The sequence below is a fragment of the Candidatus Uabimicrobium helgolandensis genome, assembly GCF_041508025.1.
Lineage (GTDB): Bacteria > Planctomycetota > Uabimicrobiia > Uabimicrobiales > Uabimicrobiaceae > Uabimicrobium > Uabimicrobium helgolandensis.
This window is the reverse complement of sequence record NZ_CP165719.1, coordinates 1,020,349-1,043,704: the sequence shown is the minus strand read 5'-3', so window position 1 is coordinate 1,043,704 and position 23,356 is coordinate 1,020,349. Positions and strand designations below refer to the sequence as shown.

At 35.1% G+C, this 23,356-nt stretch carries 19 protein-coding genes; 5 read left to right on the top strand and 14 right to left on the bottom strand.

Going from position 1 to position 23,356, the window contains the following annotated elements; translation table 11 throughout:
* Nucleotides 1-39: 39 nt before the first annotated feature.
* Entirely contained in the window at nucleotides 40-891 is an 852-nt protein-coding gene (locus UABHE_RS03845) for a hypothetical protein (protein WP_372368908.1), read from the bottom strand.
* A gap of 518 nt (nucleotides 892-1,409) precedes the next feature.
* Here UABHE_RS03845 and UABHE_RS03840 point away from each other — a divergent pair.
* The 3 genes from UABHE_RS03840 (at nucleotide 1,410) to UABHE_RS03830 (ending at nucleotide 3,330) form a co-directional block, all read left to right on the top strand.
* The gene (locus UABHE_RS03840; RefSeq protein WP_372368906.1) at nucleotides 1,410-1,820 is read left to right on the top strand and encodes a hypothetical protein; all 411 of its coding nucleotides are present in this window, start codon (nucleotides 1,410-1,412) and stop codon (nucleotides 1,818-1,820) included.
* Nucleotides 1,821-1,963: 143 nt separating this feature from the next.
* Complete coding sequence (locus tag UABHE_RS03835; RefSeq protein ID WP_372368905.1) at nucleotides 1,964-2,926, top strand: PEGA domain-containing protein; 963 nt, start codon at nucleotides 1,964-1,966, stop codon at nucleotides 2,924-2,926.
* A 20-nt stretch (nucleotides 2,927-2,946) separates the two neighbouring features.
* Nucleotides 2,947-3,330: a hypothetical protein gene (locus tag UABHE_RS03830; RefSeq protein WP_372368904.1), complete on the top strand. Its 384-nt coding sequence runs from the start codon at nucleotides 2,947-2,949 to the stop codon at nucleotides 3,328-3,330.
* On the opposite strand, the gene UABHE_RS03825 is transcribed toward UABHE_RS03830, so the two are convergent.
* From UABHE_RS03825 to gcvP, 9 genes are all read right to left on the bottom strand, one after another.
* On the bottom strand, nucleotides 3,327-4,571 hold the full coding sequence (locus UABHE_RS03825; RefSeq protein WP_372368903.1) for a hypothetical protein: 1,245 nt from the start codon (nucleotides 4,569-4,571) through the stop codon (nucleotides 3,327-3,329). The two genes, UABHE_RS03830 and UABHE_RS03825, sit on opposite strands and share 4 nt — an antisense overlap.
* Complete coding sequence (locus tag UABHE_RS03820) at nucleotides 4,571-5,611, bottom strand: trans-acting enoyl reductase family protein (RefSeq protein WP_372368902.1); 1,041 nt, start codon at nucleotides 5,609-5,611, stop codon at nucleotides 4,571-4,573. The genes UABHE_RS03825 and UABHE_RS03820 overlap by 1 nt, the downstream gene beginning before the upstream one ends.
* Before the next feature lie 10 nt (nucleotides 5,612-5,621).
* On the bottom strand, nucleotides 5,622-6,710 hold the full coding sequence (locus UABHE_RS03815; RefSeq protein ID WP_372368901.1) for a 12-oxophytodienoate reductase: 1,089 nt from the start codon (nucleotides 6,708-6,710) through the stop codon (nucleotides 5,622-5,624).
* 9 nt (nucleotides 6,711-6,719) lie between these two features.
* Nucleotides 6,720-7,511, bottom strand: a complete 792-nt coding sequence (locus UABHE_RS03810) for a serine/threonine-protein kinase (RefSeq protein ID WP_372368900.1) — start codon at nucleotides 7,509-7,511, stop codon at nucleotides 6,720-6,722.
* An 11-nt stretch (nucleotides 7,512-7,522) separates the two neighbouring features.
* The gene (locus tag UABHE_RS03805; RefSeq protein WP_372368899.1) at nucleotides 7,523-9,088 is read right to left on the bottom strand and encodes a serine/threonine-protein kinase; all 1,566 of its coding nucleotides are present in this window, start codon (nucleotides 9,086-9,088) and stop codon (nucleotides 7,523-7,525) included.
* A 132-nt stretch (nucleotides 9,089-9,220) separates the two neighbouring features.
* Nucleotides 9,221-12,058 (bottom strand): hypothetical protein, encoded by a 2,838-nt coding sequence (locus UABHE_RS03800; protein ID WP_372368898.1) that lies wholly within the window; start codon nucleotides 12,056-12,058, stop codon nucleotides 9,221-9,223.
* 579 nt (nucleotides 12,059-12,637) lie between these two features.
* Nucleotides 12,638-14,224: a leucyl aminopeptidase gene (locus UABHE_RS03795; RefSeq protein WP_372368897.1), complete on the bottom strand. Its 1,587-nt coding sequence runs from the start codon at nucleotides 14,222-14,224 to the stop codon at nucleotides 12,638-12,640.
* 1 nt (nucleotide 14,225) lies between these two features.
* Nucleotides 14,226-15,455: a threonine synthase gene (gene thrC, locus UABHE_RS03790; RefSeq protein ID WP_372368896.1), complete on the bottom strand. Its 1,230-nt coding sequence runs from the start codon at nucleotides 15,453-15,455 to the stop codon at nucleotides 14,226-14,228.
* 22 nt (nucleotides 15,456-15,477) lie between these two features.
* Complete coding sequence (gene gcvP, locus UABHE_RS03785; RefSeq protein ID WP_372368895.1) at nucleotides 15,478-18,360, bottom strand: aminomethyl-transferring glycine dehydrogenase; 2,883 nt, start codon at nucleotides 18,358-18,360, stop codon at nucleotides 15,478-15,480.
* Nucleotides 18,361-18,439: 79 nt separating this feature from the next.
* Between gcvP and UABHE_RS03780 the strand changes: the two genes are divergently transcribed.
* Together UABHE_RS03780 and UABHE_RS03775 are read left to right on the top strand one after the other, a co-directional pair.
* Nucleotides 18,440-19,501 (top strand): App1 family protein, encoded by a 1,062-nt coding sequence (locus UABHE_RS03780; RefSeq protein WP_372368894.1) that lies wholly within the window; start codon nucleotides 18,440-18,442, stop codon nucleotides 19,499-19,501.
* Nucleotides 19,502-19,573: 72 nt separating this feature from the next.
* The gene (locus UABHE_RS03775) at nucleotides 19,574-19,822 is read left to right on the top strand and encodes a hypothetical protein (protein ID WP_372368893.1); all 249 of its coding nucleotides are present in this window, start codon (nucleotides 19,574-19,576) and stop codon (nucleotides 19,820-19,822) included.
* Nucleotides 19,823-20,140: 318 nt separating this feature from the next.
* On the opposite strand, the gene gshB is transcribed toward UABHE_RS03775, so the two are convergent.
* The 4 genes from gshB to kbl all read right to left on the bottom strand — a co-directional run bounded on the left by gshB (nucleotide 20,141) and on the right by kbl (nucleotide 23,252).
* On the bottom strand, nucleotides 20,141-21,073 hold the full coding sequence (gshB, locus tag UABHE_RS03770) for a glutathione synthase (RefSeq protein ID WP_372368891.1): 933 nt from the start codon (nucleotides 21,071-21,073) through the stop codon (nucleotides 20,141-20,143).
* A 9-nt stretch (nucleotides 21,074-21,082) separates the two neighbouring features.
* Nucleotides 21,083-21,451 (bottom strand): STAS domain-containing protein, encoded by a 369-nt coding sequence (locus tag UABHE_RS03765; protein WP_372368890.1) that lies wholly within the window; start codon nucleotides 21,449-21,451, stop codon nucleotides 21,083-21,085.
* A gap of 9 nt (nucleotides 21,452-21,460) precedes the next feature.
* Complete coding sequence (locus UABHE_RS03760) at nucleotides 21,461-21,952, bottom strand: ATP-binding protein (RefSeq protein ID WP_372368889.1); 492 nt, start codon at nucleotides 21,950-21,952, stop codon at nucleotides 21,461-21,463.
* A gap of 112 nt (nucleotides 21,953-22,064) precedes the next feature.
* Nucleotides 22,065-23,252, bottom strand: coding sequence for a glycine C-acetyltransferase (gene kbl / locus UABHE_RS03755; RefSeq protein ID WP_372368888.1), 1,188 nt, complete (start codon nucleotides 23,250-23,252; stop codon nucleotides 22,065-22,067).
* Nucleotides 23,253-23,356 lie beyond the last annotated feature (104 nt).

Sequence of the window (23,356 nt, the reverse complement as noted above, 5' to 3'; positions counted from 1 at the left end):
CAGACTCCGACCATTTAACTTCGATTATTTAGTAAATATCTATTCTTTGTTAAAATGAGCAACTAAATCACCTCCAGCGCTTGGAACAAAAGAATACTCTGCATCTAAACTCAATAAATTTCCTTTATATTGCCAATATTCAAATTTATGTCCAGGAGCAGCAGCTGCTTTTATAGTAATTTTATATCCACTAGGAATAACAAATTGCACGCACCCTGTTTTAGTAGTACATTCATCTTTTGCTCCAAAAGGCTTCGCTGACATAAATCCCATACCTTGGGGTTTTAAAAAAATACGCCAATATACTCCACTTGTTTGTGCCGTACTGTTAGTTTTTAATATACATGAAACAACTTGATCTGAAGCTTGTCCTTGGACAACATCGAGAATGCAATTAATCTTATTTGTCGCTGGACATTCCATAATTTTTGGTACAAGTGCTAGTCCCTGCCGAGTAGTACATTTTAAAATCGTATCGTAGTGCTTTTTTTCAAAAGTAGAAGCATTGTGATCAATAACGACTTTTGAAACAATGGCATTTTTCTGCTTTTCAAAAAAAGTATAATACTGTAGCGTTTGTGTTTGGAAATTTTGAGTAAGTTTGTAGGTGTTTTGAACTGTTGTACTGTTATTTTCGACCATAACAGAAACACTGTGATAAAGCTCCCAATCACTTTCCTTCCAAAAACGCGAAAGAACATTCCCTTTACGATAAACAGAATATTTTTGCGCTTTCTTATTGGTCTGCATTAAAAAAGAATGCGTTCCTTCAAGTAATAGACTATCACCAAAAAAATGTATCATCTGTTCATGCTTTTGTTTCAGTTGTTTTGTTGAATAATCCGCAGCTAACACACCTAAAATCACAATAAAAAATAAAATTTTTTTCATATTTCTCCCCTATACAAACTGACAATAATAATTGCTATAATTATACAGAGATATTCTCTCTATGTCAATATAACTGAACCAAAGATAGACAGTCACCTATAAGTAATCGCAAGGTATTTCTGATGGCATACAAACTTCTGACCGAGAAATTTTCAACCTATTTGTCTTTCTTAAAAAGTAATAACCCGAAGTTTCATTCTAAAATTACCTAAATAAAAAATACGGGTACCCAATCTGGAAAGACAGAACTGCCAACAACTTATTTATTTCTTGAGTTTTATATCAACTTTGCTAATGTAAGTGACCTGACAAAAATAGTTCCCCATTGAATGCAGGGCTTTTATTTTCTAGCGCGGCGCGACGAGAGCGCGCAGCTGTAGCTGCGTAAACAAGGAGCAACAAAACTAGTAAATAAAAGAACAAAATGCCAATGGGTAAATACTTTTGGCGGGTCACTTAGAATAAATTTACAAAATAAATTTTTAGCAGCAAAAACTTACTTTTAAAAGGAAATCATTATGCGTATTCATATTTTTTATGCTAGTGTTTTATTAATGGTTAGTGCAACGATTTCTTTGATTTTCATCGAAAATTCTCCGCGTGCTATTGATATTTGCGTATTAGTATTAACAATCGGAGGAATTTTCAGCATTGGTTCTATATTAGGGCCACAAAAATTAAATGCTATTACTCTTTTTATCGCCAACCTCCCTCTTTCTAAACAAGGCAATTTTCTTTTCGGAGTTTTTACAGTAACATTCCTTGTAACAATCGCTTTCCTTTGCGATTATTTTGGTCAAATGTTTACTAATAATGATTATATCGAACTCTCTTTGAGAATAGGAGGAGTTGGCTTATCACTATTTTTTGTTTTGTACATAATTCTCGTTACTAGCGCGCGCCTCGCAAAAAATAAATTATTTGTTTAACAGCTTTTCATTGTTTTTATTAAACGAATTTAGCCACTTCAAAGTAACTACGTTATATCTCAATATGAATAACAAGCATTTTATTTTGTCTACAATAAAAATGGTTTGCATTACAAGCTTTGTAGATAAGATAGGAGTATGCTATGGTAAAAAACTATTTGTGTTTTATCTTTTTGTATATTTGCGTTTTTGCTGATGGTCAACTACGTAAAATCGAACTGTATTTTACTAGCGATTATAATTCCCAAAAAACAATCGCTCTTGATGAGCTTTTACTCAATAGTAATCCTGTGAAAAATGGTGAAAAAATACGAGCGGGAGAATACCGCGTTGTTGTTAAAAAACGCGGATATAAACCAATGTTTGAGTATATTGCAATTCCTATTTCTAGTAAACCTTATGTTTATAGAAGAACTCTGACTTCTTCGCGAAGAAAGGTTTTAACTAAAATTCGCGCTTCTTTTCCGAAAATGCGTATTCATCCAGACTTGTGTACTCTTGATGGAGAAAAGGTCAATGGACAGAGTTTTAAACCAGGAAAATACAAACTAAGAATACAACGTAGTGGTTATGTACCAATTAATAAAACTATTGAAATAGCACCTTCACATGAACCTTATGAAATAACTTGTACTTTATATCCTAAGCTCATAGAGTTGCAATTAAAATTATCCTACGATGTACCACCAGAAGACGATTTTCATTACATCTTTAGATTAAAAAGCGAAATGTCAATAATGACTCTTTGTTTGAGAAGTGGATACAAGATTGTACCAGAAAGCTATTTATACACTATTGAAAGTCTCGGTTATAAAATAATCGCAGATCGCATGCTCGTGATGCCACGTGAACGTCCTTATGTGGTTAAACATTGCTTGATTTCGTTACAGCGCAATGTTATCATAAATGTTACGGATGAGTTTGACAATTTTACTACAGCTAAAATAACTTTAAACGACGAGTTCGTACATGGAAACTTCAAAGTTAAGCCAGGAAACTATTCTCTTATTATTAAAAAAGAAGGCTATTTAACTATCCACAAACAAATCGCAATTTTCGCTAGCGAGAAGACTCTTGTTTTAAAGCAAAAACTTCAATTGCAGTGATATCTTAAGGGGAGGGTTTTGTGAAAAAGTGGTCTATACAGTTTCAGGAAAAATATACTGGAAGTCCTCTAACTTATTGGGTACATAAAGCTATTGGCAATTCAAAATATGAACCACCACTGCCAAAGCCTGTAGCAGGAAAAGGATTTGCAGTTCTTATTGTCGAAATAGCAGAAATAGAGCTATTTTTTTCTTCTGTTAATGAAGTTGATCATTTTTTAGAAGTTATTTCTCAAAAGAATATGCCAACATCTATGCAACTTTCCAAGATTAGAGGAGCATCTTATGGACCTAATAAACACTGGCTTAGTCGACTCCCAGGAAAAATAAAGCCTTGGAGAAAACGCCAAAGATTAATAAAAATTTTAGAAAAAGCTCGCAAGGAGTTTATTATTAATTTTTAGTCTTTTCGCAAAGGCGACTCCGCCATCAATGAAAAATGGGATATTTCCGATGGAAATGATGGGGAATTATTTATTCTATTAAGAGAGAATTTTTTTCGAATATTTTCAGGGAGTAACTTCCAAGAAGTATATATATTTCTTTCATTGTTACATGCATACAACAAGTATGCTTTACTTTCCAATCTGCAACATATCAAAATCCATATGTTTTCTTCTTCGCCTATCAAGATAGTAGAAAAAGCGCGGTCCTCGTTAGTGGCTAACATTCCTTTAATCGCTTCTCTATATAATTTTGTCAACTTCAAATCAGTGAACATTAGACCTATTGCATCTGTTTTTGGTAAATCGCTGCGAAAAAAGCCTTGGGTTTTTTGAGTTAAATCTTTGCAAAATTGAGATTTTTCTAAACGCATTTTAAGCGTTTGTTCTGCCAAAAAGGAAGCGCTATATTCTTCATCTGCCAAATCAAGAGCTGCCATAGTAAGTATTATGAGAAGAATAAGAAGTCCACCATTAATGAATTTTAAAATACCACGGTGCTTTGTAAAGTGTAGAACAAAGGCGGTGGATATCACCGGAGAAGCAAAAGCAAAAATTACCAACGTTGTCATAAAAATTTGTACAAAAACAAAAGTAAAAGCATCCTCTCCCGATAAATAAGGAGGGAAAATAGCAAAATAGAAAATAACAACTTTTAAAATAAATAATACCGCGAAACTGTATACCATTTGGCAATATAATTTGAATTCTTCTCGAGCGCGAAATGAAAAAATAGTGGCAATAAAACCAAAGGGAATAAAAAACATGTAGTATAAGAATACCGGAGGTTTATGAGCGTAATAAAAAATATAAAGTTTGCGTAGAATTTTTAATGAATGTCCAATCAAAGGTATAGAATCTAAAATTGTGTGATTATTCATCATGTAGGTTAGTAATCGCATATTTGCAGTAACAACAAGGGTCAGTGCTATAATAAAAATAAGTTCATAACAGTCAAGAAAAGCTCCCATGAAAACGACAATACAAAGATACGCTGCTAGATAAGGAATGCGAAACAGAAGTAGTTCAAAATAAAACCAAATTTTACTTTTGATTTTCCACTCAATCTCATGTTCTCTTATAATTTGTTCATATTCTTCATTTGTGTTTTCATTTACTAGATTTTTTTCTTTGATTGAACTTTGCTGTTCTTTTTCGAGATTGTTATTTTGATTTTTGAAATTCTGAGTGTAGTCAACCATTAGAGGTCCTTTATGGAAACGCCTTCGCAACTTTTTACCAAATCGCTGCCATAAGTAAGTGAAGGTGTCTGAAAACCGACTTTTATGTCGTTATTTAAAACTTTTTCAACTATTTTGAGTGACGCGATTGCAGTGAAGGTGTATCCTTCTGGCCCTTCCAAAATAGAAGTTCTTATTTCATTTCCATCTTTGACTTCACCCCACACTAAGCTCTTTCCACGCATACGTTGTTCATCACTAGGCCCTGCTGGTTTCGACTTGATGCGTTTTTTAAGATAATTTTGTACAGGAGAACTACCGAGAAGAAAGCCCAAACGTCTTGTTACTTTTGCACCAAAGCGCATTGCAAAAGGGGCAGCCATATATACTTCTATGTTCGGAATATTTGTACTATAATAAGCTGTAAAAACATCTCCCCACGGAATAGTAATAGCTTTGGTTTTACCGTAACCAAAATCAATACTTCGAGTTCTCCACGCTGATTTTACTTTAACGAGATTACCATCGCGGCGAATACATCCACCACCGCCAGCATTTTCAACCATCGTTGTTGCTGTTCCATGCGAGATACCTCCTGCTCCTTGGAAAGCAAGAGATAGTTGTGTGGCACTTGGCAAACGACTTTTTAAGTGCGCAGCCAAACAATCAGTAGGGACAACATCAAAACCAACACCTGGCATAAGCATAACTTCCTTATCTTTCGCAGAAGAATCCAACTTTTGTATACTTGCGAATACACCCATTTCACCAGTAATATCTAGGTAGTGAGTTTTACTTTTAAGACAGGCATTTACCATAGGTAAAGCCGTACGAGAAAAAGGGCCAGCACAATGAAGAACAACATCAATGTCTTCTAAGTTTTTACTTATATCATCTGGATTGTCTAGTGAAAAAATGCGTTTTTCTAAAGAAAAATTACTTGCTATCTCACTTATTTGTTCTTGATTACGTCCAGCTATAATAGGTTTCATTCCTTGGTCTACTGCCATACGCACAATTAAATGCCCTGAATATCCATTTGCACCATAAATCATCCACATAGAAAATTCCTTATATTAAATCTTTGAGTAAGTCTTTATTAAAAGAACGCAATTGTTTCCAGTCACCACGCTTTACTATCTTTACCCAATCGGGATTCGCAATAAGAGAACGTCCTACAGCAATGAGATCGGCTTCACCATTTTTCACTAAATCAAAAGCCGGCTGTGGAGAAGAAATTTCATCTTGTTCTTCGCCGTAAGCATTATTAAAAGTTAAACTAACAGCAACTTTCCCTACAGCAATACAAGACAGTCCCGATAATTCTTTTGTCCAGCCGCATAGAGTTTTGTCATTAACACTTGGAAAACCAGGAGCAGTTGCATCATATGTACTAACATGTAATATATCAACACCTGCATTCTTCAAAGCATCGGTCCATACTTGTAATTCTTGTGGGTTTTGAAACTTAAGCTGATTGTAATCATCTAGTTGCCATTGACTAAAACGGTAGATTATAGGAAAATCTTTTGCCACTGCACTACGAATTGCTTTTACTACTTCGATGGGAAAGCGCAAACGATTTTCTAAAGAACCACCATATTGATCTTGACGTTGATTAGTTACAGGACTAAGAAAGGAATCAAGTAAATAACCATGCGCACCGTGTATCTCGATAGCATCACAACCAATATCCTCCGCATTTTTTGCTGCATTTATATATGCTTCTAAAACTTGTGCAAAATGATGCTCGCTCATTTCTTGTACTTCTGGCCGCAGCGTACCATCACCTCTCTCAGGCATTTTACACGCACTTGGTCCGATAGGATTATCGGCAAATCGACCAGTATGCCATAGTTGCGGTGCAAAAGCACTACCTTCTGCGTGAATAGCATTTACAACTTGTTCCCAACCAGCTAACTGGTCGTCATTTTCAAAACGCGGAACAGTAAGCGTATCATAAGCATGAAAACTATCAATACCCGTTCCCTCACTTATAATAAGACCTACTTCTCCTTGAGCACGACGTTTGTAATACTCGACAATTTCAGGAGTTGGAATACCATCTTTTTTTGCTTTACGTCTTGTCATAGGAGCCATAACAATGCGATTACGAAGTTGTAAACGACCAAAAGAAATAGGAGTAAATATTTGTTGCATGAGAGTTCCTTACTGTAATTTAGTTAATGCTGTAACAAGTTGCGTGGGAGACTCGTAACGCTCATCAGGATCTTTTTGTATCATTTTCATAATAACATTACAAAAAGCATCTGATAATTCCGGTATAATTTGCTTGGGGTGGCGAACGGGCTGCGTTAGATGCTTTGACATTACAACAGTGGGTGTACCTCCAAAAGGTACCTTACCCGTGGCAAAATGGTAGGCAGTAATCCCTAGAGAGTAAATATCACTTCTAATATCAATATTTTGTTCGCCGCGAGCTTGTTCTGGCGATATATAATAAGGAGTTCCTGTAATTTGAGAGCTATTTAATTGTGCTGTTGCCAACCCTAAATCGCAGAGTTTAGCGCAACCTGTTTTAGTAACCATTATATTTTCTGGTTTTATATCTTTATGTATCATTTGGTGTTTGTGAGCATGCTCTAAAGCTAATCCCATTTGTCTTGTAATAGAGATAACTTCTTGTTCCGACAGTTTTTTATTTTTTTGAATCATCTGCAAACCTGTAAGACCATCCACATACTCCATCACAAAATAAATCAAATTATTTTGAGTACGTCCAACATTAATGCCTTTTATTATGTTGCGATGTGATAGCTTTGCTACAGATTTAGCTTCCGAAATAAAACGCTGTTGTATATCAACGTTTTTTGCTAACTCAGGACGAAGTATTTTCACGGCTACATTTCTTTGCATACTCGTCTGTACAGCCTTAAAGACAATGCTTGTAGCACCTTGTCCTATTTTCCCTAATATTTGAAACCCTTTTACGTTTTGCATAGCTTACCCAATTATTTTAAAAACCAATTTTTTAATTCTTGTTGTAAGTAAGGAGATAGAAATATATAAATGCCTGCCACAATTATTATGCCAAAAAGTGCTAAGGAACCTAGTTTTAAAATTTGCATTAATATTTCTGTTAGTGAGCGTTTTTTAACTTCTGGAACTTTATGTGTTTCCGTAGAAGGTTTTTGCTGCATAGATTTTCTATTGATATTTTGTGAAATAGGTGTTTTCGGAGGCTGCGTGTTTCTTATAAGAGGTTGTGTGTTTCTTATGGGAGTTTGTCTTGCCTCTTTAAATGCTTCAAAATCCATAACTCGCGTACTTGTAGCTTTCATTTTATTACGATGAGTGTTAATTGGTGTAGAAGATTTACTGGTATTTGTAAATAAATTCAAATACTCACTGCTTCTCCCTGATTTTATAATACGTTTTTCTTGAGCTGGCTTTGAAGGTGCTTTATTATTTACTGTTTCTTGTAGTGCCTGCTCTTCACCTATATTACTTTGCAACCACTCTTTTGGATTATCGATTATTGTTTTATTATTTTTTATCGCTTCTATAATTTTTGGATTGCAATTTAGTTTTTCTGATAATTCTTGAATCGCAATTCTTTCCATTAGCGATTTAGCCTGAGACTTAACATTTCTTTGATTTGATATTGTTTCTAGAATATTGACAACTTGTTCTATAGGAACTTTACTTTTTTTTATCATCGAAAGAAATACATCTTCAACTTTTTTATTACCTGTTTTTTTATTTTCTGTCGATACATCATGCAAAGCTCTTAAAAATTCATTTACAGAAGAAAAACGATCTTTTGGTTTTTTAGCCATTAACCGAAGTATCAAATTATTAATAGAAGATGAAATATTTGGACGGTGTTTTTGTATAGAAGGTGTTGAAGAAAAAGCTATTTGCTGAAAAATAGCTTCCGTTGTTTCACCTTCAAAAGGCATAAGACCGCTAAGTAGATGAAAAAGAGTTGTTCCTAACGAATACAAATCACTAGCTGGCGATATCTTATTTTCAATAACTAATTCAGGTGCGCTATAGAAAGGGCAGTCGATAATATCACTGTGGATCCAGAAATCTATTTCGGGAATAAAGCCAAAACCTAATATTTTGACACTACCATTTGGAGCTGCAAATATAGAAAAAGGATTTATATTTGTATGGAGAACATTTTTCTCATGAGCATAAGAAAGAGCTTGCCCAATTTGTTTTGCAATTCCTAAAGCTCTCATCGTGGTAATTACACCAGATTTTTGACAAATATCCGCTAAAGATTGTTCGTAAAATGGAAAACCAGCGTAGAAAGTATTTTTTTCATAGCTAATCTCTTCAGGCGTTATAATATTAGGGTGTGACCATTTTGTAGTATCTAAGAGTATTTTATACAGTTTTTGCTTTTGCTTTTCTGTTTGTGCATAACTCTCTTTAAAAATAACTACCAATTTCTTAACATCTGATTCGGTATCAAAAGCATGAAAAGTAATGCTGGAATTATTGGTTTCAGAGATTGAAATAATTTTGTATTTTCCGAGATATGAACCAATTAATTCGTGATTCATCAGCAAATTCCTAGATTTTAATTTGATGGACAATCTTTCTTACGATATTTTTTGTGTTCCTTTTTGTTTATAAACTTGGACGGAAAAAATAATTTACCCAACTTTCCACTAGGTAAATTATTTCTTTCTATCTTAGTAAGTCAGCTCAAGTTTTTCGTTTACTGGTAGAGCTCGCTTATGTCTATTAATCAGATAAAACAAGCTGGAGAGACCAAGAAACGACAGTCCCACAATCAATCCGAGGTTAAAGATGCCGTTTGTTTGTTGTGCAAATTCATCTATTTTTTGTAAAGCAAAACGCATCACTCCCGGAGATTTTTCTAATATTTGTTGACCGAAAATGGAATAAATAAAAGATAAAACAGGAAAGATAAAGGCACAAGCTACAGAAAATTTTGCCGTTGATTGCTTTACGACTTTAAAGTCAAGATTCATTTGTGATATACACTTATTTTCATGCCAAAACTGTACATACGCATCTTGGATTTTTCCTACAGATATTGGAGTAATCCATACTTGCGCTTTTACTTTACCACTTAAATCAACGTATATCTCTTGTGCTGAAACAATACATCCTGGAATATGAGGGACAATCTTTACGATAGGATTGTTTGCTGAAATACTAATTTTACCTTGTAATTGCTGAACATTTTTAGCAATCTCTTTCGTGATTTTCTCTTTTGAAAATACAACATTAATTGGATACGTATTCATAAGAGAAACTTTTTTGTAATGACTTATATGTATATTGCGCTTAATCGTTGTTGTTTTCTTCGGCGCAGATACTTTTTTCATTACTGGTTGTGATGGTGCGGCTTCGATTTCCTGTGGTTCTATTGTCTGTGCCTTTGGAAGTCCAGAATCTTCACTATGAATTACATGCTGTTCGTTTTGTTGTTCCTGAACAGGTTCATCTGCTTCCAAAGCTGAGCGATCTTCATCTTCAACGCTTTCCGCTTGTCTTGATTCTAAAAACTCACTGCGTATGCTTTGTTCTAATTCTTCTTCCTCGTGAGTTAGATTCATTTCTGGGTCTTCAGGTTTTGCTGGAGTCTCTGTCTCTGCTTCTGCTTCAGTTACTTCGATATTAGCTTCTGATTTGATAGCGATTTCTTCTTTTGAATCTTGCTCTAGTTCTTCAGGATTGATTCCTCCATAAAGAGGTATTTCTTCCCCTATACTTAGGTTATCACCTTCGTTTTCTTCTGCCGAAGGTTGCTCTGTATCGGAATCATCTCCACTCTCGTTTTCATTCTCTAAAGCTGTTTCCACTTCCACTTCTGCTTCTGCTTCTGCTTCTGCCTCTGCTTCTGCCTCTGCTTCTGCTTCCGCTTCGTTGTTAGTATCAAAGCTATCAATCGAAAATTCGTTGTCTGAATCGGAATTTGAAATGTTATTTTCATCAACGACATTAGAACTAGAAGAATCTTCTATATCTGCGTCCGAATCCTCAGAATCAATAGAAAAACCTTCACCTAAATTTTCAGAACCATCGCCAAAATTGTTTAGTTCGCTGGAAGCCTCGGCCAAATTACTTTCTGAATCGCGATTAACTGGAATGCTATCACTTAAATTTGCAAAGTCCCCCTCTAGGCTATCAGCAGAATCGCTATTTAAATCAGACAAACCACTTTCTGGGTTGTTTTCACTTAAATCTGCAAAATCATTATTGTCGAGGGAAATGCCACTGTTTAAATCTTCAGAGCTATCGATGGAAATACCACTACTTATGTTTTCATTTTCGATATCACCACTAATAGCAATGCCGTCATCAGAGCCACTAACAAAACCACCAAGCGCATTCTCTTCAATATCCACACTTGCAGAAATGTTTTCACCAAGAGAAAACTCACTGTTATCTATAGTTACTGGTTCTGCTGCACTTATTTCTAAGCCCTCTTCCTCATTTGCAGATTTGAGTAACTCATCCATACCACTAAAAGCTGCTTCTTCATGCAAATCAAAAGGCTCTTCTTCAACTAAACCAGGGCTAGCTTCTTCTCCAGAGCGAGCAACAAGAGTTGGAGCATCCCATATTTGTCCTTCTGGTTTTTGTGGCTCATCATCAGCAAAAAGGTCATCTTTATCTTGCCAAACTGTAGGAGCATCACATTTATCCATAGATAGTTCTTCACTAGACACCCTTCTACCGTTTTCAATAATGATTTTTTCTTCTTTTTTACTATAGAGTTTTTCGATGCGTTGCTGAATACTCTTTTCTGTTGAAAGTATTGTTTCTATTTGTTGTTTAGCTAGCGAACGAATTTCTTGTAATGTTGAAACATCAAAAGGGTTAGGAACTGCAACAAACAAAACACCACCTTCTTCTTTTATTGGTAGTGCACAACAATGTTCAGCAACATCTTTGTTTATTTTGTTTAGAATATCATTTGGGATATCTAAATGGTTGACATTTATAGTTTGAATGTCAAGTTTATCGCCGATTGTAGTTAAGTAGTCTTGTTCAGAAATGTATTTGCCATCAACAAGTACTTGTGATACCGATTTGTTGAGTTGATTTACTTTTATGAGTATATCGTTAATGTCACTATTAATCATTCCGGCAGAAGCAAGAAGTTCAAGTATAGCTCTCGAAAAGCTTTCTTTACCTTGACTCATCATTGAAATATAGTCATTTGCTTGTTTTTCTGGAGCAATAGGCGCTGGTTCTGCTATAGGCGGAGCTGCAAAATCATTATTTGATTCTATTTCGACAGCTGCTGTGACTTGACGTATTTCAATACGTTTTTTTTCCGTATAGTTGTAGTCGGTGATAAATTGTTGTACGTTCATGTTTAGATCTAGTTCTTCGTTCTTATAATACAGTGCTAATTCTAAATCTTTTAGGTGCTCATATTTTTTTTTGAGAACGAGAATAGCTCTGCCTATTTTGTTTTGCTGCTTTAATTTTAAAGCAACTAATTTATTCGCAATTTTATCTTTTAAAATTACTTTGACTACCTCAGACATGTCGAATCCTTTTAGATAATTTTTTATAATAAGAGATGCGGGCAGGGAAAATACACCAAATTTTATATAGAGATTTTATTTATCAGCTAGGCATTTGGAGCGCGCATAGCATTGTTCTATAAGCGAGAAATAACGAAGCTGATGAATCAAAGATTATGTAAAATGGTACTTATTTTCTGCCACCTCTCTAAGTGATCAAAAGTCAGCTCACTTGGTTTGAGATTGTTTGTAATCATTCCCGAAGGCTTTTGTTGTTACTTAACGATAACAGAAAAAAAGTAAAATGTCAAAAGAGTCTTCTTGACCAATGCGATCTTAAGGATATTATTTTTTGCTACACCCTACCCTCATAAAAGTTTTTAAACAATTTTAAAGGCAAAATTTTACTTTTTTAATGCAATGTTATCATTTTTTTGTAACTTAGGCATATGAAAAGAAGTAACCATCTCAATCCTGCGCCAGGTTTTCATTGTCAGTTAGAACTGATAGATAAAAAAGCCAAGTAAAGGGATAGATTCTTCTTTTCTACACCTGAATCGATCTAAAATTTATTTTAAAATAACCAAAAAAATCAAATATTTAATCATCGTATTTAGGAACTTCATTTTCTTTATAAAGTGTTTGGCGAATATCTACGGTTTTATTTTCCCAAATCTTTCCATCTTCTTTGAGAATTCTTCTCATGAAGTCTGTGATTAAGCGAATACCAATACCTGTTGCACCATGAGGCATAAGAGAAGTTTCTGTATTAAACCAACTTACTCCTGCAATATCTAAATGTATCCACGGTACTTCATCTACAAAATGGCTCAAGAAAGCTCCTGCTGTAATAGCTCCAGCTTCTTTGCCTCCGAAATTTTTAATATCAGCAAAATTACTTTGTAGCATCAGTTTATATTCTTCCATAAGAGGAAGTTCCCATACCCGCTCATACATATAATCCCCACTCGCGCGCATAATGTCCATTATTGGGTCGTGGTTACTCATACCACCGATAACATATCTTCCCAAAGCGACGGTACATGCTCCTGTTAGCGTTGCAATATCTACGATCATATTTGGTTTTTGAGTAACAGCATACCCCAGAGCATCCATTAAAATAAGGCGTCCTTCAGCATCAGTATCTATTACTTCAACGGAAGTTCCGTCGTAAGCGGTAATAATATCTCCTGGCTTTAGAGCATTTCCATCAGGCATATTCTCACAGGTAGGAACAAGACCGTAAACTTTAACTGGTAATTTTAGTAGAGCAATAACTTTCATAAGGACAATAACAAGAGCAGCACCAGCCATATCTATTTTCATGAGGTACATGTTATTAGATGGTTTTAATGATATACCTCCAGAATCAAAAGTGACTCCTTTTCCAACGAGAGCTATAGAATATTGGGCTTCTACTTCAGGCGTATATGTACACATTATTAATTTGGGTTCTTCATTAGAACCTTGACCAACACTAACAATACCATTCATTCCCATTTGCTTTAGCTGATCTCGGTGAAAAATCTTGCATTCAATTTGCTCATTTTTCGAAGCTAGGTCTAAAGTATAATTTGCTAAATAACTAGGGGTTACTTCACTGCTTGGTTTATTAATTAAGTCACGAACTTCGTTAATTCCTTGGCCTATAATCTTTCCTTGGTGAATAGCTTCTTCTATATCTTTTTCGTCAGCATTGTCTGATATAACAAGATGAAGATGCTCTATAGGAGAAAAAAGTTTTTGATCTTTTTTGTAGTTTTTAGCCTGATATTGACTCATGTAGGCTGCTTCTACAAGAAAGGTAGCGATCTCTTTCACTTTGTCTGAATCGTATTCTTTGTTAATGAAAACTGACACCGTTTTTAATTCGTGAAAGGAATTCATTTTCTTTAAAGCATGAGCCAAAGAAACTTTTATTTTAAAAGGATATACATCACTACGCTCACCTAAACCAATGAGCATAACTCTTTTCTCTGGCAACTTCCCTGATGCATATAAAATAATAGTTTGCTTCCATTTTCCAGCAAAATCTTTACTTTCAAAAGCTGGTTTCGCAATTTCGTAAAATGGATCGTTATCTGCAAAACGCTCTCCATAATCGATAGGTTGATCTTCAAAATAATCAACAATAAGTACATCATTTTTTATACGTTCTTTTCCGTAAGTAATTTTTATGGTGTGCAAATTAAATTCTCCTATGTATGTATTCTTCGATTTTGCTTATATCAGGAGCAATTGGTTGAGGACGGTTAACAACAGATAGTGCAGAAGATACATCTTTGAGACCATTTCCTGTAACAACACAAACGCACTTTTCATTTTCTTTTATCATATTTTGTGCCGTGAGTTTTTTAAAGCCAGCAACACTAGTTGCTCCAGCAGGTTCAGCAAACACCGCAAATTCTTTAGCAATACCTTGAATTTCTTGCAAAATTTCCTGGTCACTTACTTCAACACTTGTACCTTGAGAGTCAATAATTGCTTTCAAAGCTGCGAGTCCGTCGCGAGGGATGTCAACCGAGATACTATCTGCAAGAGTCGTTGCACGTGTTTCCTTTACAGAGAGCTCCTTTGTTTTATTATAGTGCGTAAACGCTTGAAAAATTGCGTTACTTTGTGAACTTTGTACAGCAACTAAACGAGGTAAGCGATCTATAAATTTACAATGATATAGATCATAAAAGCCTTTCCAAATACCGCTTATAATATTACCATCACCAACAGAAACAAAAACCCAGTCTGGTACTTGCCAGTTGAGTTGTTCACATATTTCAAAAGCGCAAGATTTTTTACCTTCCCGAGTATAAGGATTGTAGCCAGTATTACGATTATACCAATTATTTTTTACTGCAATTTCTTGGCAAAGGTCAAAAGCTTGGTCGTAATTACCATCTATAGGTACTACTGTAGCGCCAAAAATCAGTAGTTGTGCTAGTTTAGCCTGCGGAGCACTATTAGGAACAAGAATTGTAATCGGCATTTTTACACTTGCGCCTAAACAAGCAATAGATGATCCAGCATTACCAGTGGAAGCCCCTATAATACAAGGTGACTTTTTATATATCGCATCTAATAAAGCAATTGCACTAGCACGGTCTTTAAAAGATGCGCTAGGATTACGTCCATCATCTTTGATATATAAGTTACTTGTATGCGAACTTTTATACAAAGGTGTCCAACCTATATGTAGCGCAGGTTTATCACACAGGTTATCAACAGGATAAAAATGTTGATAGCGCCACATGTTGTAACTGGTATTATGTTGTAAATCTTTTCTTGATATTTTTTTCGATATCTCAGAATAATCGTATACGATATCTAGATTATTACCACAAGAAGGACACACGTATTTAGCTTGTGTTAGTAGCCATTCTTTCGTGCACTTTATACAACGAAATCCATTTACTGTTTTCATATTTTTTTCCTCGAATCTGTCCCTACTCTTCGTATTCTTCAATACTTGGACAGGTACAAATCAAATTGCGATCTCCTTGCACATTGTTTATACGCGAAACATAAGCCCAAAATTTGTTGTTTTTAATATAATCGAGTGGAAAACAAGCCTTCTCTCTGTTATAAGAGTGTTTCCACTCACTTGCTGTCACTTCCCAAACAGTGTGTGGGGCATTTTTGAGAACATTATCTTCGACATCGGCTTGTTTTTGTTCAATTTCTCTTATTTCCTGACGTATACTGAGCAAAGCATCAGCGAATTGATCTAATTCTTTTTTATTTTCGCTTTCTGTTGATTCTATCATCATAGTCTCTGGTACAGGAAAGGATACTGTTGGTGCATGATAATTATAATCCATTAATCTCTTAGCTATGTCTTCAACTGTAACATGAGTAATACTCTTAAACTCTCGAACATCTATGATCATTTCATGCGCTACTCTACCGTTTTTACCACTATATAACAACTTGAAATCGCGCTCTAATCTTTTCTTTAAATAGTTGGTATTGAGAATAGCATATTGCGAAGCGCATTTCAGTCCACTTTTCCCCATCATTTTAATATAAGCATAAGATATTAGCAGTATACTTGAGCTTCCCCAAGGTGCCGCTGAAACCGCAGAAATAGCTTTATTATCACCTATAGACACTAATGAATGTCCTGGTAAATAAGGTGCTAAATGTTTTTGAACGCATATAGGCCCCATACCTGGTCCGCCACCACCATGAGGAATACTAAAAGTTTTATGAAGATTGAGATGGCAAACGTCTGCACCAATAATACCAGGACTTGTCAGACCAACTTGTGCATTCATATTTGCGCCATCCATGTAAACTTGTCCACCATTTTCGTGAATAATTTGGCAAATCTTTTGTATTTCTTCTTCAAATACACCATGTGTAGATGGATAAGTGATCATCAAACTTGAAAGATTATCTTGGTGTTTTAACGCCTTTTGTTGTAAATCGTCAACATCGATATTTCCTTGTTCGTCGCACTTTACTACCACAACTTTCATTCCCGCCATAACTGCGCTTGCTGGGTTCGTCCCATGTGCAGAAGAAGGTATAAGCGCTATATTTCTCTGTGGTTGTCCTTGACCAATATGATATGCTCTTATCACCATAAGACCGGCATATTCACCTTGGGCGCCAGAATTTGGTTGCAATGATGTGGCGTAAAAACCCGTAATTTCAGCTAAGTCAGCCTCAAGTTCTTCAAATAATTCTTGGTACCCTAACGTTTGGTCTTGTGGTGCGAAAGGATGCAATTGAGAAAATTCAGGCCATGAAACAGGAATCATTTCCATAGCAGCATTAAGTTTCATTGTACATGAACCAAGTGGGATCATCGAAGTTGTAAGTGATAAATCGCGGTTTTCTAAAGATTTTGTATAACGCATCATTGCTGTTTCTGATCTATGTTCATGAAAACAAGGATGATCTAAAAATTTACTACTTCTACTAAATGCACCAAGAACATCAGTTGTTTGATAGTTAACAAAATCGATGTTCGCTGCACTGAGTTTATTATGAGTCGCGAATATTTCACATATGGTTTCTATGTGCTCGCAAGTTGTTGTTTCATCAATCGCAATGGTAATTTGGTTTGGTAGATGACGAAAATTCATTTCGCATTTTAAAGCACTACTTTTTATTGCTGCGTTTTGCTCTTGCGATACTTCAATTGTTAAGGTATTGAAATAATGGCTATTGGCCAAATTATACCCTAATTTTTTTAACTCCGTATCTAGTATTTTCGTAAGAGTATGTACTTTATTTGCTATTCTCTTTAACCCTTCTGAGCCGTGATAAACAGCGTACATACTGGCAATTATAGCAAGAAGAACCTGCGCAGTACAAATGTTCGAAGTTGCTTTTTCGCGGCGAATATGTTGTTCTCTTGTTTGCAGAGCAAGACGATACGCCTTATTTCCAAACCTATCTTTCGAAATTCCGACAATTCTTCCAGGTACACTACGTTGAAATTTCTCGTGTGTTGCAAAAAAAGCAGCATGCGGTCCACCATATCCCATCGGAACACCAAATACTTGAGAGTTTCCAACTACTGCATCAGCGCCTATTTCACCTGGAGGAGTTAGAATAGCTAAACTAAGCAAGTCAACAGCAACGGCGACAAGACTTTTATTTTCGTGGGCTTTTTCAATAAAGGGTTTGTAGTCGTGTATTTGACCATTGGTTGTGGGATATTGTACGAGTGCTCCAAAACATTTTTCGTGAAAAACAAAGTTCTGAAAATCACCTATTTCCAATTTGATTCCCAAAGGTGTTGCACGCGTTTTTAAAACGTCTATTGTCTGTGGGAAACATTCGTGTGACACAAAGAATACATCGGCGTCATTTTTTTTCATTTTTTTATCGCGTTGGCGATAAAACATTGTCATTGCTTCAGCCGTCGCTGTTGCTTCATCAAGTAAAGATGAATTCGCTATTCCCATTCCCGTCAAGTCGCATACCACTGTTTGAAAATTTAGTAAAGCTTCTAGACGCCCTTGCGCTATTTCTGATTGGTACGGCGTATACTGTGTATACCAATTTGGATTTTCGAATACATTTCGCAAGATAACAGCAGGTGTGATACACTGGTGATAGCCAAGTCCAATAAATGATTTATACACCTTATTTTTTTGGGCAAATTTCTTAAGTTTTCCAGCCAACTGATACTCTGAAAGTGCTTCTGAGATATTGAGTTCTTTACTACTGCGAATTTTTTGTGGAATAGTTTCTGCAATGAGTTGCTCTAGATTTTTTACTCCTATAGCATCAAGCATTTCTTTTGTTTCCACTTCATTTGGTCCAATATGACGATTGGCAAATACATCGGTGTGATAAATATTTTTTTCCACTATGACTTCCTTTATTGACTAGAAGACAGTTTTTTATTAAACTTTAACAATTCCAAAACATATAAAATATGGAGGTAATATGAAATATATTAGATATTCAATTATCGCAACTCTACTTTTAGGATTTAGTTTTTTGTTTGTATCAGGATACGTAAAAAAAGATGAAACAGTTACTTTTTTTCCAACATATGGTTACTACAAAGACGAAAAACTAGTCGTTGATATCCACGGGTGGATATACGAACTAGAAGATAGTTCTATTTTTCGCAATATGTTTATAAAGACAATTCAACTTTCTGATAAAGAAATGCGCAACAATCCACTTTTCAAGAAACGCATGCGCTATTTTTTAGTCGATAATGAAAGAGGCAAGAAAATAACCATCCACGTAGGAGGAGGTTCTTTAACTTTGCCTAAGTCAAAAGCAAATGGCCACTTTTCTTTATCTATGAAGTGGAATAAAGAGCAAATGCAAAAGCATATTAAGAGCGGTATTCTACCATATCAACTGCCAGAACGAAAGGGTGATGATAGAAAATTTTACGGTGAAATACATATTATTGAACAAGAAGGTATCTCTGTTATTTCCGATATTGACGATACAATTAAAATTAGTAATGTCCTAAATAAAAAAGAACTCGTACGCAATACGCTTCTACGACCATTTAAAGAAGTACCTCACATGCCTGAAATATATCAAAAATGGAAATCACAAGGAGCTAGATTTCATTATGTTTCGGGTAGCCCTTGGCAGCTATATCCCGAATTGCGCAATTTCTTTATTGCCAAAAATTACCCTCTTGGTAGTTTTCATCTTAAAAAATTTCGCATAAAAGATTCCTCTATTATTAAATTTCTAAAATCAAACCAGTTTAAATACAAAGCCGCTATCATTGAAAATATCATAGATAAATTTCCTAAGCGAAAATATATACTTGTGGGTGACACGGGAGAAATGGACGCTGTTGTCTACGCACACATAGCGAAGAAATACAAAGAGCAAATAATTGCCATATGCATACGCGACGTGGGGAAAACGGGTGATTCTTTGGCTAATTACGAAAATATTTTTTCTGAAGTAAAAGCTAAGTGGATATTATTTACTGATGCCAAGGATTTAGAAAATATCGAATTGAAATAAATGCCGCTATAGCAAAATTATGTTTGTATTTTCGAAAGAGGAATAAACACATTTTTCCATTAGGGATTGCTTATGAATATAGCATTAGAAGTCGTGATAGGACTAGGAATAATCATATCTTTTTCTTATTTGATGAAAAGGCTTGTTGGGGATGAAGAAATTGATTTGCGAGAAACATATGTTGTTTTTGTATGGGCAGCGTTTATGTGCCTGACAATTCTTAGTGCTTTTTTGATGCTTATTTCTTTCATAATTCTACTAATAGTCACATGTCTTCTACTTGCAATTTTTGGAACAAAAGTAAACAAAAAGAAAACATAAGGAATGTGGCAAGAAATAATCTCTGATAAATAATTTAACAATACATTTCTAAGTTTGATAGCGATAAACTAAAACTTAAAAATATTCTCCATACTTAAATTAAAGTCAAAGTAAACTTTCAAAGCATACAAATAATTTGTACGCTTTAATGCTACTTTATTTCTTAAGTGAGTCGCAAAAAGTTTTGAGCACGTTTCAAGTCAACGTACAATTTAAGTGTCAAAGAAAAACAGCCTGAGAAGCACATAATCGAAGGCTCGACGCCACTACGATACTCAAAGGCAAGCTGCATGCTCTTAAAAACTTTTTGCGACTTGTTTAGGACGCAAACTGCTCCGCCCATCTTATGATTTTGCCGCAAGGATCTGTTGCATCAAAATTATTTATTTCTTCTAGGCAAGTAGGGCTTGTTATATTAATTTCAGTGAGTTTATTACCAATCGTATCAATCCCAACAATATGCATTCCAAGTTCCAACATTCTTGGTTTTATTATCTCGCAAATGCGATACTCTTCTGGAGTTATTGTAGTTTTTACGGTTGTTCCTCCAGCGGCCATATTTGCACGATGATCGTGTTCTTGTGGTAAACGTAAAACAGCTCCTAAGGGATCGCCATTTAACAAAAATATACGTTTGTCACCTTCTTTTATCTGAGGTAAGTACTCTTGGAGAATAATAGTACTTTTTCCGTTTTGAGTCATTACTTCGATAAGAGATCCAAGATTCTTATCATCATGAGAGAACATAAAAATGCCTTCTCCGCCTTTTGCACCTATCGGTTTTGCTATTAACCGTTTTTGTTCCTTTACTAATTCAACAATATGTTTTTTTTGTTGAACAATATATGTTTTGGGAATTAATTCGGGAAACTCTAAAGCAAACAACTTTTCATCGCAAGCCATAAGCGAATTAGGATTATTAAGAACAGTACATTTTGCAAGGCGAAGTAGTTGACAAACCTTAATATAAGTATTGTCGACTGGCGGATCTTTACGCATCCAAACAATAGGTAAAGAACTTGTACTGAGGTTGATTTCTTTTACTTCTGCGTTTACTACAACCAAAGACTCTTGTTTTTTTTCAATAGTCTTTGCTCGTGCAGTAACTTCGCAACCATTCCAATACAGGTCATTCATCTGACACTGCAGCACTTGATGCTCATGTTCTAGAGCGCTTCTCATTAAGGCTAACGTCGAATCGTGGTTAGGTATCAAAACTTCAAATGGGTCTGTAATAAATAAATGCTGCATTTTTTAATCCTAGCCAAACAAACCAAAACCAGAACTTTTTGTCGCAGCTTTTCTATCAGCTACAATATCAAATACTTTATGAAGTTTAGTAACTTTGAATATTTGCATTAGATTGGTACGCAAACCACAAAGTTTTAGCTTGCCTCCTTGTTTCTTTACTATTTTTCTAATTTTTACTAGTTTACCAAGCACCGCACTAGAAAGAAATTCGATATTTGCAAAATCAATAACTAGATTAATTTTTTGTCGACTTTTGATAACGGATACCAGTTCTTCTGCGAATGTGGTGATATTAGTTTCATCTAACATAACAGTGTCGAAAAAGCTTACTATAGTAAAGTTTTTTTCTTCTTCTATTTTAAGTGTCCCTTGAGACATTTTTAGCTCCTATTTAATTTTAAAAAAAACTAATATTTTATCCAGTAGTTTTCTGAATTTACTTCTTTTATATCTCATCAATTGTACGCTGGCTCCATTATTGAAATACCATATTTCATCCATATAGTTTTTCATTAACAAAATACCACGTCCATGATCATAGCCTAAAGTTTCTTCATCTTCAACATCAGGAACTTCGTCAGGAGAAAAGCCTTCCCCTTCATCTTCTACACGTACTGCCCATTCTTTATCAGTAGCGTATAAAGCCGTAGTAAATTTTTTATTTTTACATTCTTTATTACCATGTTTTATCGCGTTGACAATGACTTCATCTAAGCATAATCTCGCCCAAATTTTATCATCTTCATCTAGAAAACCTTTTTCGTCGAGAACAGAGATAATGTCATTTATCAATGGATTCTTTAAGGCAAGATTACTTTCTAATTCTTGATACAAAACTCTCTCACCGTACTCAGGTGGCTCTTGTTTACGTATTTCCATGACAATTCCAAACCAAGTAAAACTCTAGTGATCTAGGGCCTTAATTTAAATTTGTTCTACATGTAAGTAATTTAATAACCACACAGAAAACAAGTCTAAATACCAATACACCCTATATAACATTTAATTTTTTGCCTATTTTACTAAAAGCGTTTATTGCTTTGTCTAACTCTTCCCTTGTGTGCGCTGCTGATATTTGCACGCGAATACGAGCTTCATTTTTTGGAACCACAGGATATGAAAAACCAATAACATAAATACCTTCTTGTAAAAGGTCATCTGCCATTTGATTGGCTAAACGTGCATCTCCCAACATAATAGGTATAATTGGGTGCTCTCCTGATTTAATGTTAAAACCTGCTTCTGTAATTTTATTGCGAAAATATTTCGTGTTTTCTTCTAAACGATCGCGTAATTCTGTTGAAGAAGAAATAAGATCTAGAACTTTAATTGCTGAGTAAACAATAGGCGGAGGTACAGAGTTACTAAAAAGATAAGGGCGAGATTTTTGGCGTAGCAAACTAACTATTTCTTTGCGTGCAGCAGTAAATCCCCCAGAAGCACCACCCAGAGCTTTCCCCAACGTTCCAGTTATGATATCTACTTTACCTTCGACATTCTTATATTCGTGTGTTCCTTTGCCTTTCGAGCCAAGAAAACCTGTAGAGTGACAGTCATCTATCATCACAAGTGCATCATACTTTTGTGCTAATTCACATATTTCATCTAATTTAGCGATATCTCCATCCATGGAAAATACACCATCAGTGACTATAAGGCGAAATCTTTGCTGTTGTGCTTTCTGTAATTGCTCTTCTAAATCACTCATGTCAGCATGTTTAAACACATAACGTTGCGCTTTACACAAACGAATTCCATCAATAATGGAAGCGTGATTTAAAGAATCGCTGATAATCGCATCTTCTTTGCTAAGAAGCGTTTCAAATAAACCGCCATTAGCATCAAAACACGAAGCATATAGAATGCAGTCATCTACTCCCAAAAAAGAAGCTATTTTTGTTTCCAACTCTTTATGAATGAGTTGCGTACCACAAATAAAGCGAACAGAGGATAATCCGTAACCCCAAGAATCTAAACCCTCTTTAGCAGCATCTATTAATCTACTATCATCGCCAAGCCCTAGATAATTATTTGCACAAAAATTAATTACATATCGACCTTGACCAACTTTGAGGTTTGTTCGTTTTAATTCGGTGATAACTCTTTCTTCTTTCCATACACCTGAATCTTTAATACCTTGCAGTTCTTTTTCTAAATGTTGTTTTATATTTCCAAACATACAAATTCACCTTTGTATTCTTTAAGGGTGGTTGTTGTTAATATAGTTATTCTAATATGAATTGCAGTTCTTGTAAAGAGGAATGTTGTTCTCAATGCCTCTCA

Excerpts from the sequence above, each read along its gene's own strand:
- UABHE_RS03800 (WP_372368898.1), bottom strand. The coding sequence starts at position 12,058 with ATGTCTGAGGTAGTCAAAGTAATTTTAAAAGATAAAATTGCGAATAAA.
- UABHE_RS03760 (WP_372368889.1), bottom strand. The coding sequence starts at position 21,952 with ATGGAAATACGTAAACAAGAGCCACCTGAGTACGGTGAGAGAGTTTTG.
- UABHE_RS03820 (WP_372368902.1), bottom strand. The coding sequence starts at position 5,611 with ATGTGGATGATTTATGGTGCAAATGGATATTCAGGGCATTTAATTGTG.
- gshB (WP_372368891.1), bottom strand. The coding sequence starts at position 21,073 with ATGCAGCATTTATTTATTACAGACCCATTTGAAGTTTTGATACCTAAC.
- UABHE_RS03775 (WP_372368893.1), top strand. The coding sequence starts at position 19,574 with ATGAATATAGCATTAGAAGTCGTGATAGGACTAGGAATAATCATATCT.
- UABHE_RS03805 (WP_372368899.1), bottom strand. The coding sequence starts at position 9,088 with ATGAATCACGAATTAATTGGTTCATATCTCGGAAAATACAAAATTATT.
- UABHE_RS03825 (WP_372368903.1), bottom strand. The coding sequence starts at position 4,571 with ATGGTTGACTACACTCAGAATTTCAAAAATCAAAATAACAATCTCGAA.
- UABHE_RS03845 (WP_372368908.1), bottom strand. The coding sequence starts at position 891 with ATGAAAAAAATTTTATTTTTTATTGTGATTTTAGGTGTGTTAGCTGCG.
- UABHE_RS03815 (WP_372368901.1), bottom strand. The coding sequence starts at position 6,710 with ATGCAACAAATATTTACTCCTATTTCTTTTGGTCGTTTACAACTTCGT.
- UABHE_RS03780 (WP_372368894.1), top strand. The coding sequence starts at position 18,440 with ATGAAATATATTAGATATTCAATTATCGCAACTCTACTTTTAGGATTT.
- kbl (WP_372368888.1), bottom strand. The coding sequence starts at position 23,252 with ATGTTTGGAAATATAAAACAACATTTAGAAAAAGAACTGCAAGGTATT.
- thrC (WP_372368896.1), bottom strand. The coding sequence starts at position 15,455 with ATGAAAACAGTAAATGGATTTCGTTGTATAAAGTGCACGAAAGAATGG.
- UABHE_RS03835 (WP_372368905.1), top strand. The coding sequence starts at position 1,964 with ATGGTAAAAAACTATTTGTGTTTTATCTTTTTGTATATTTGCGTTTTT.
- UABHE_RS03840 (WP_372368906.1), top strand. The coding sequence starts at position 1,410 with ATGCGTATTCATATTTTTTATGCTAGTGTTTTATTAATGGTTAGTGCA.
- UABHE_RS03810 (WP_372368900.1), bottom strand. The coding sequence starts at position 7,511 with ATGCAAAACGTAAAAGGGTTTCAAATATTAGGGAAAATAGGACAAGGT.
- UABHE_RS03765 (WP_372368890.1), bottom strand. The coding sequence starts at position 21,451 with ATGTCTCAAGGGACACTTAAAATAGAAGAAGAAAAAAACTTTACTATA.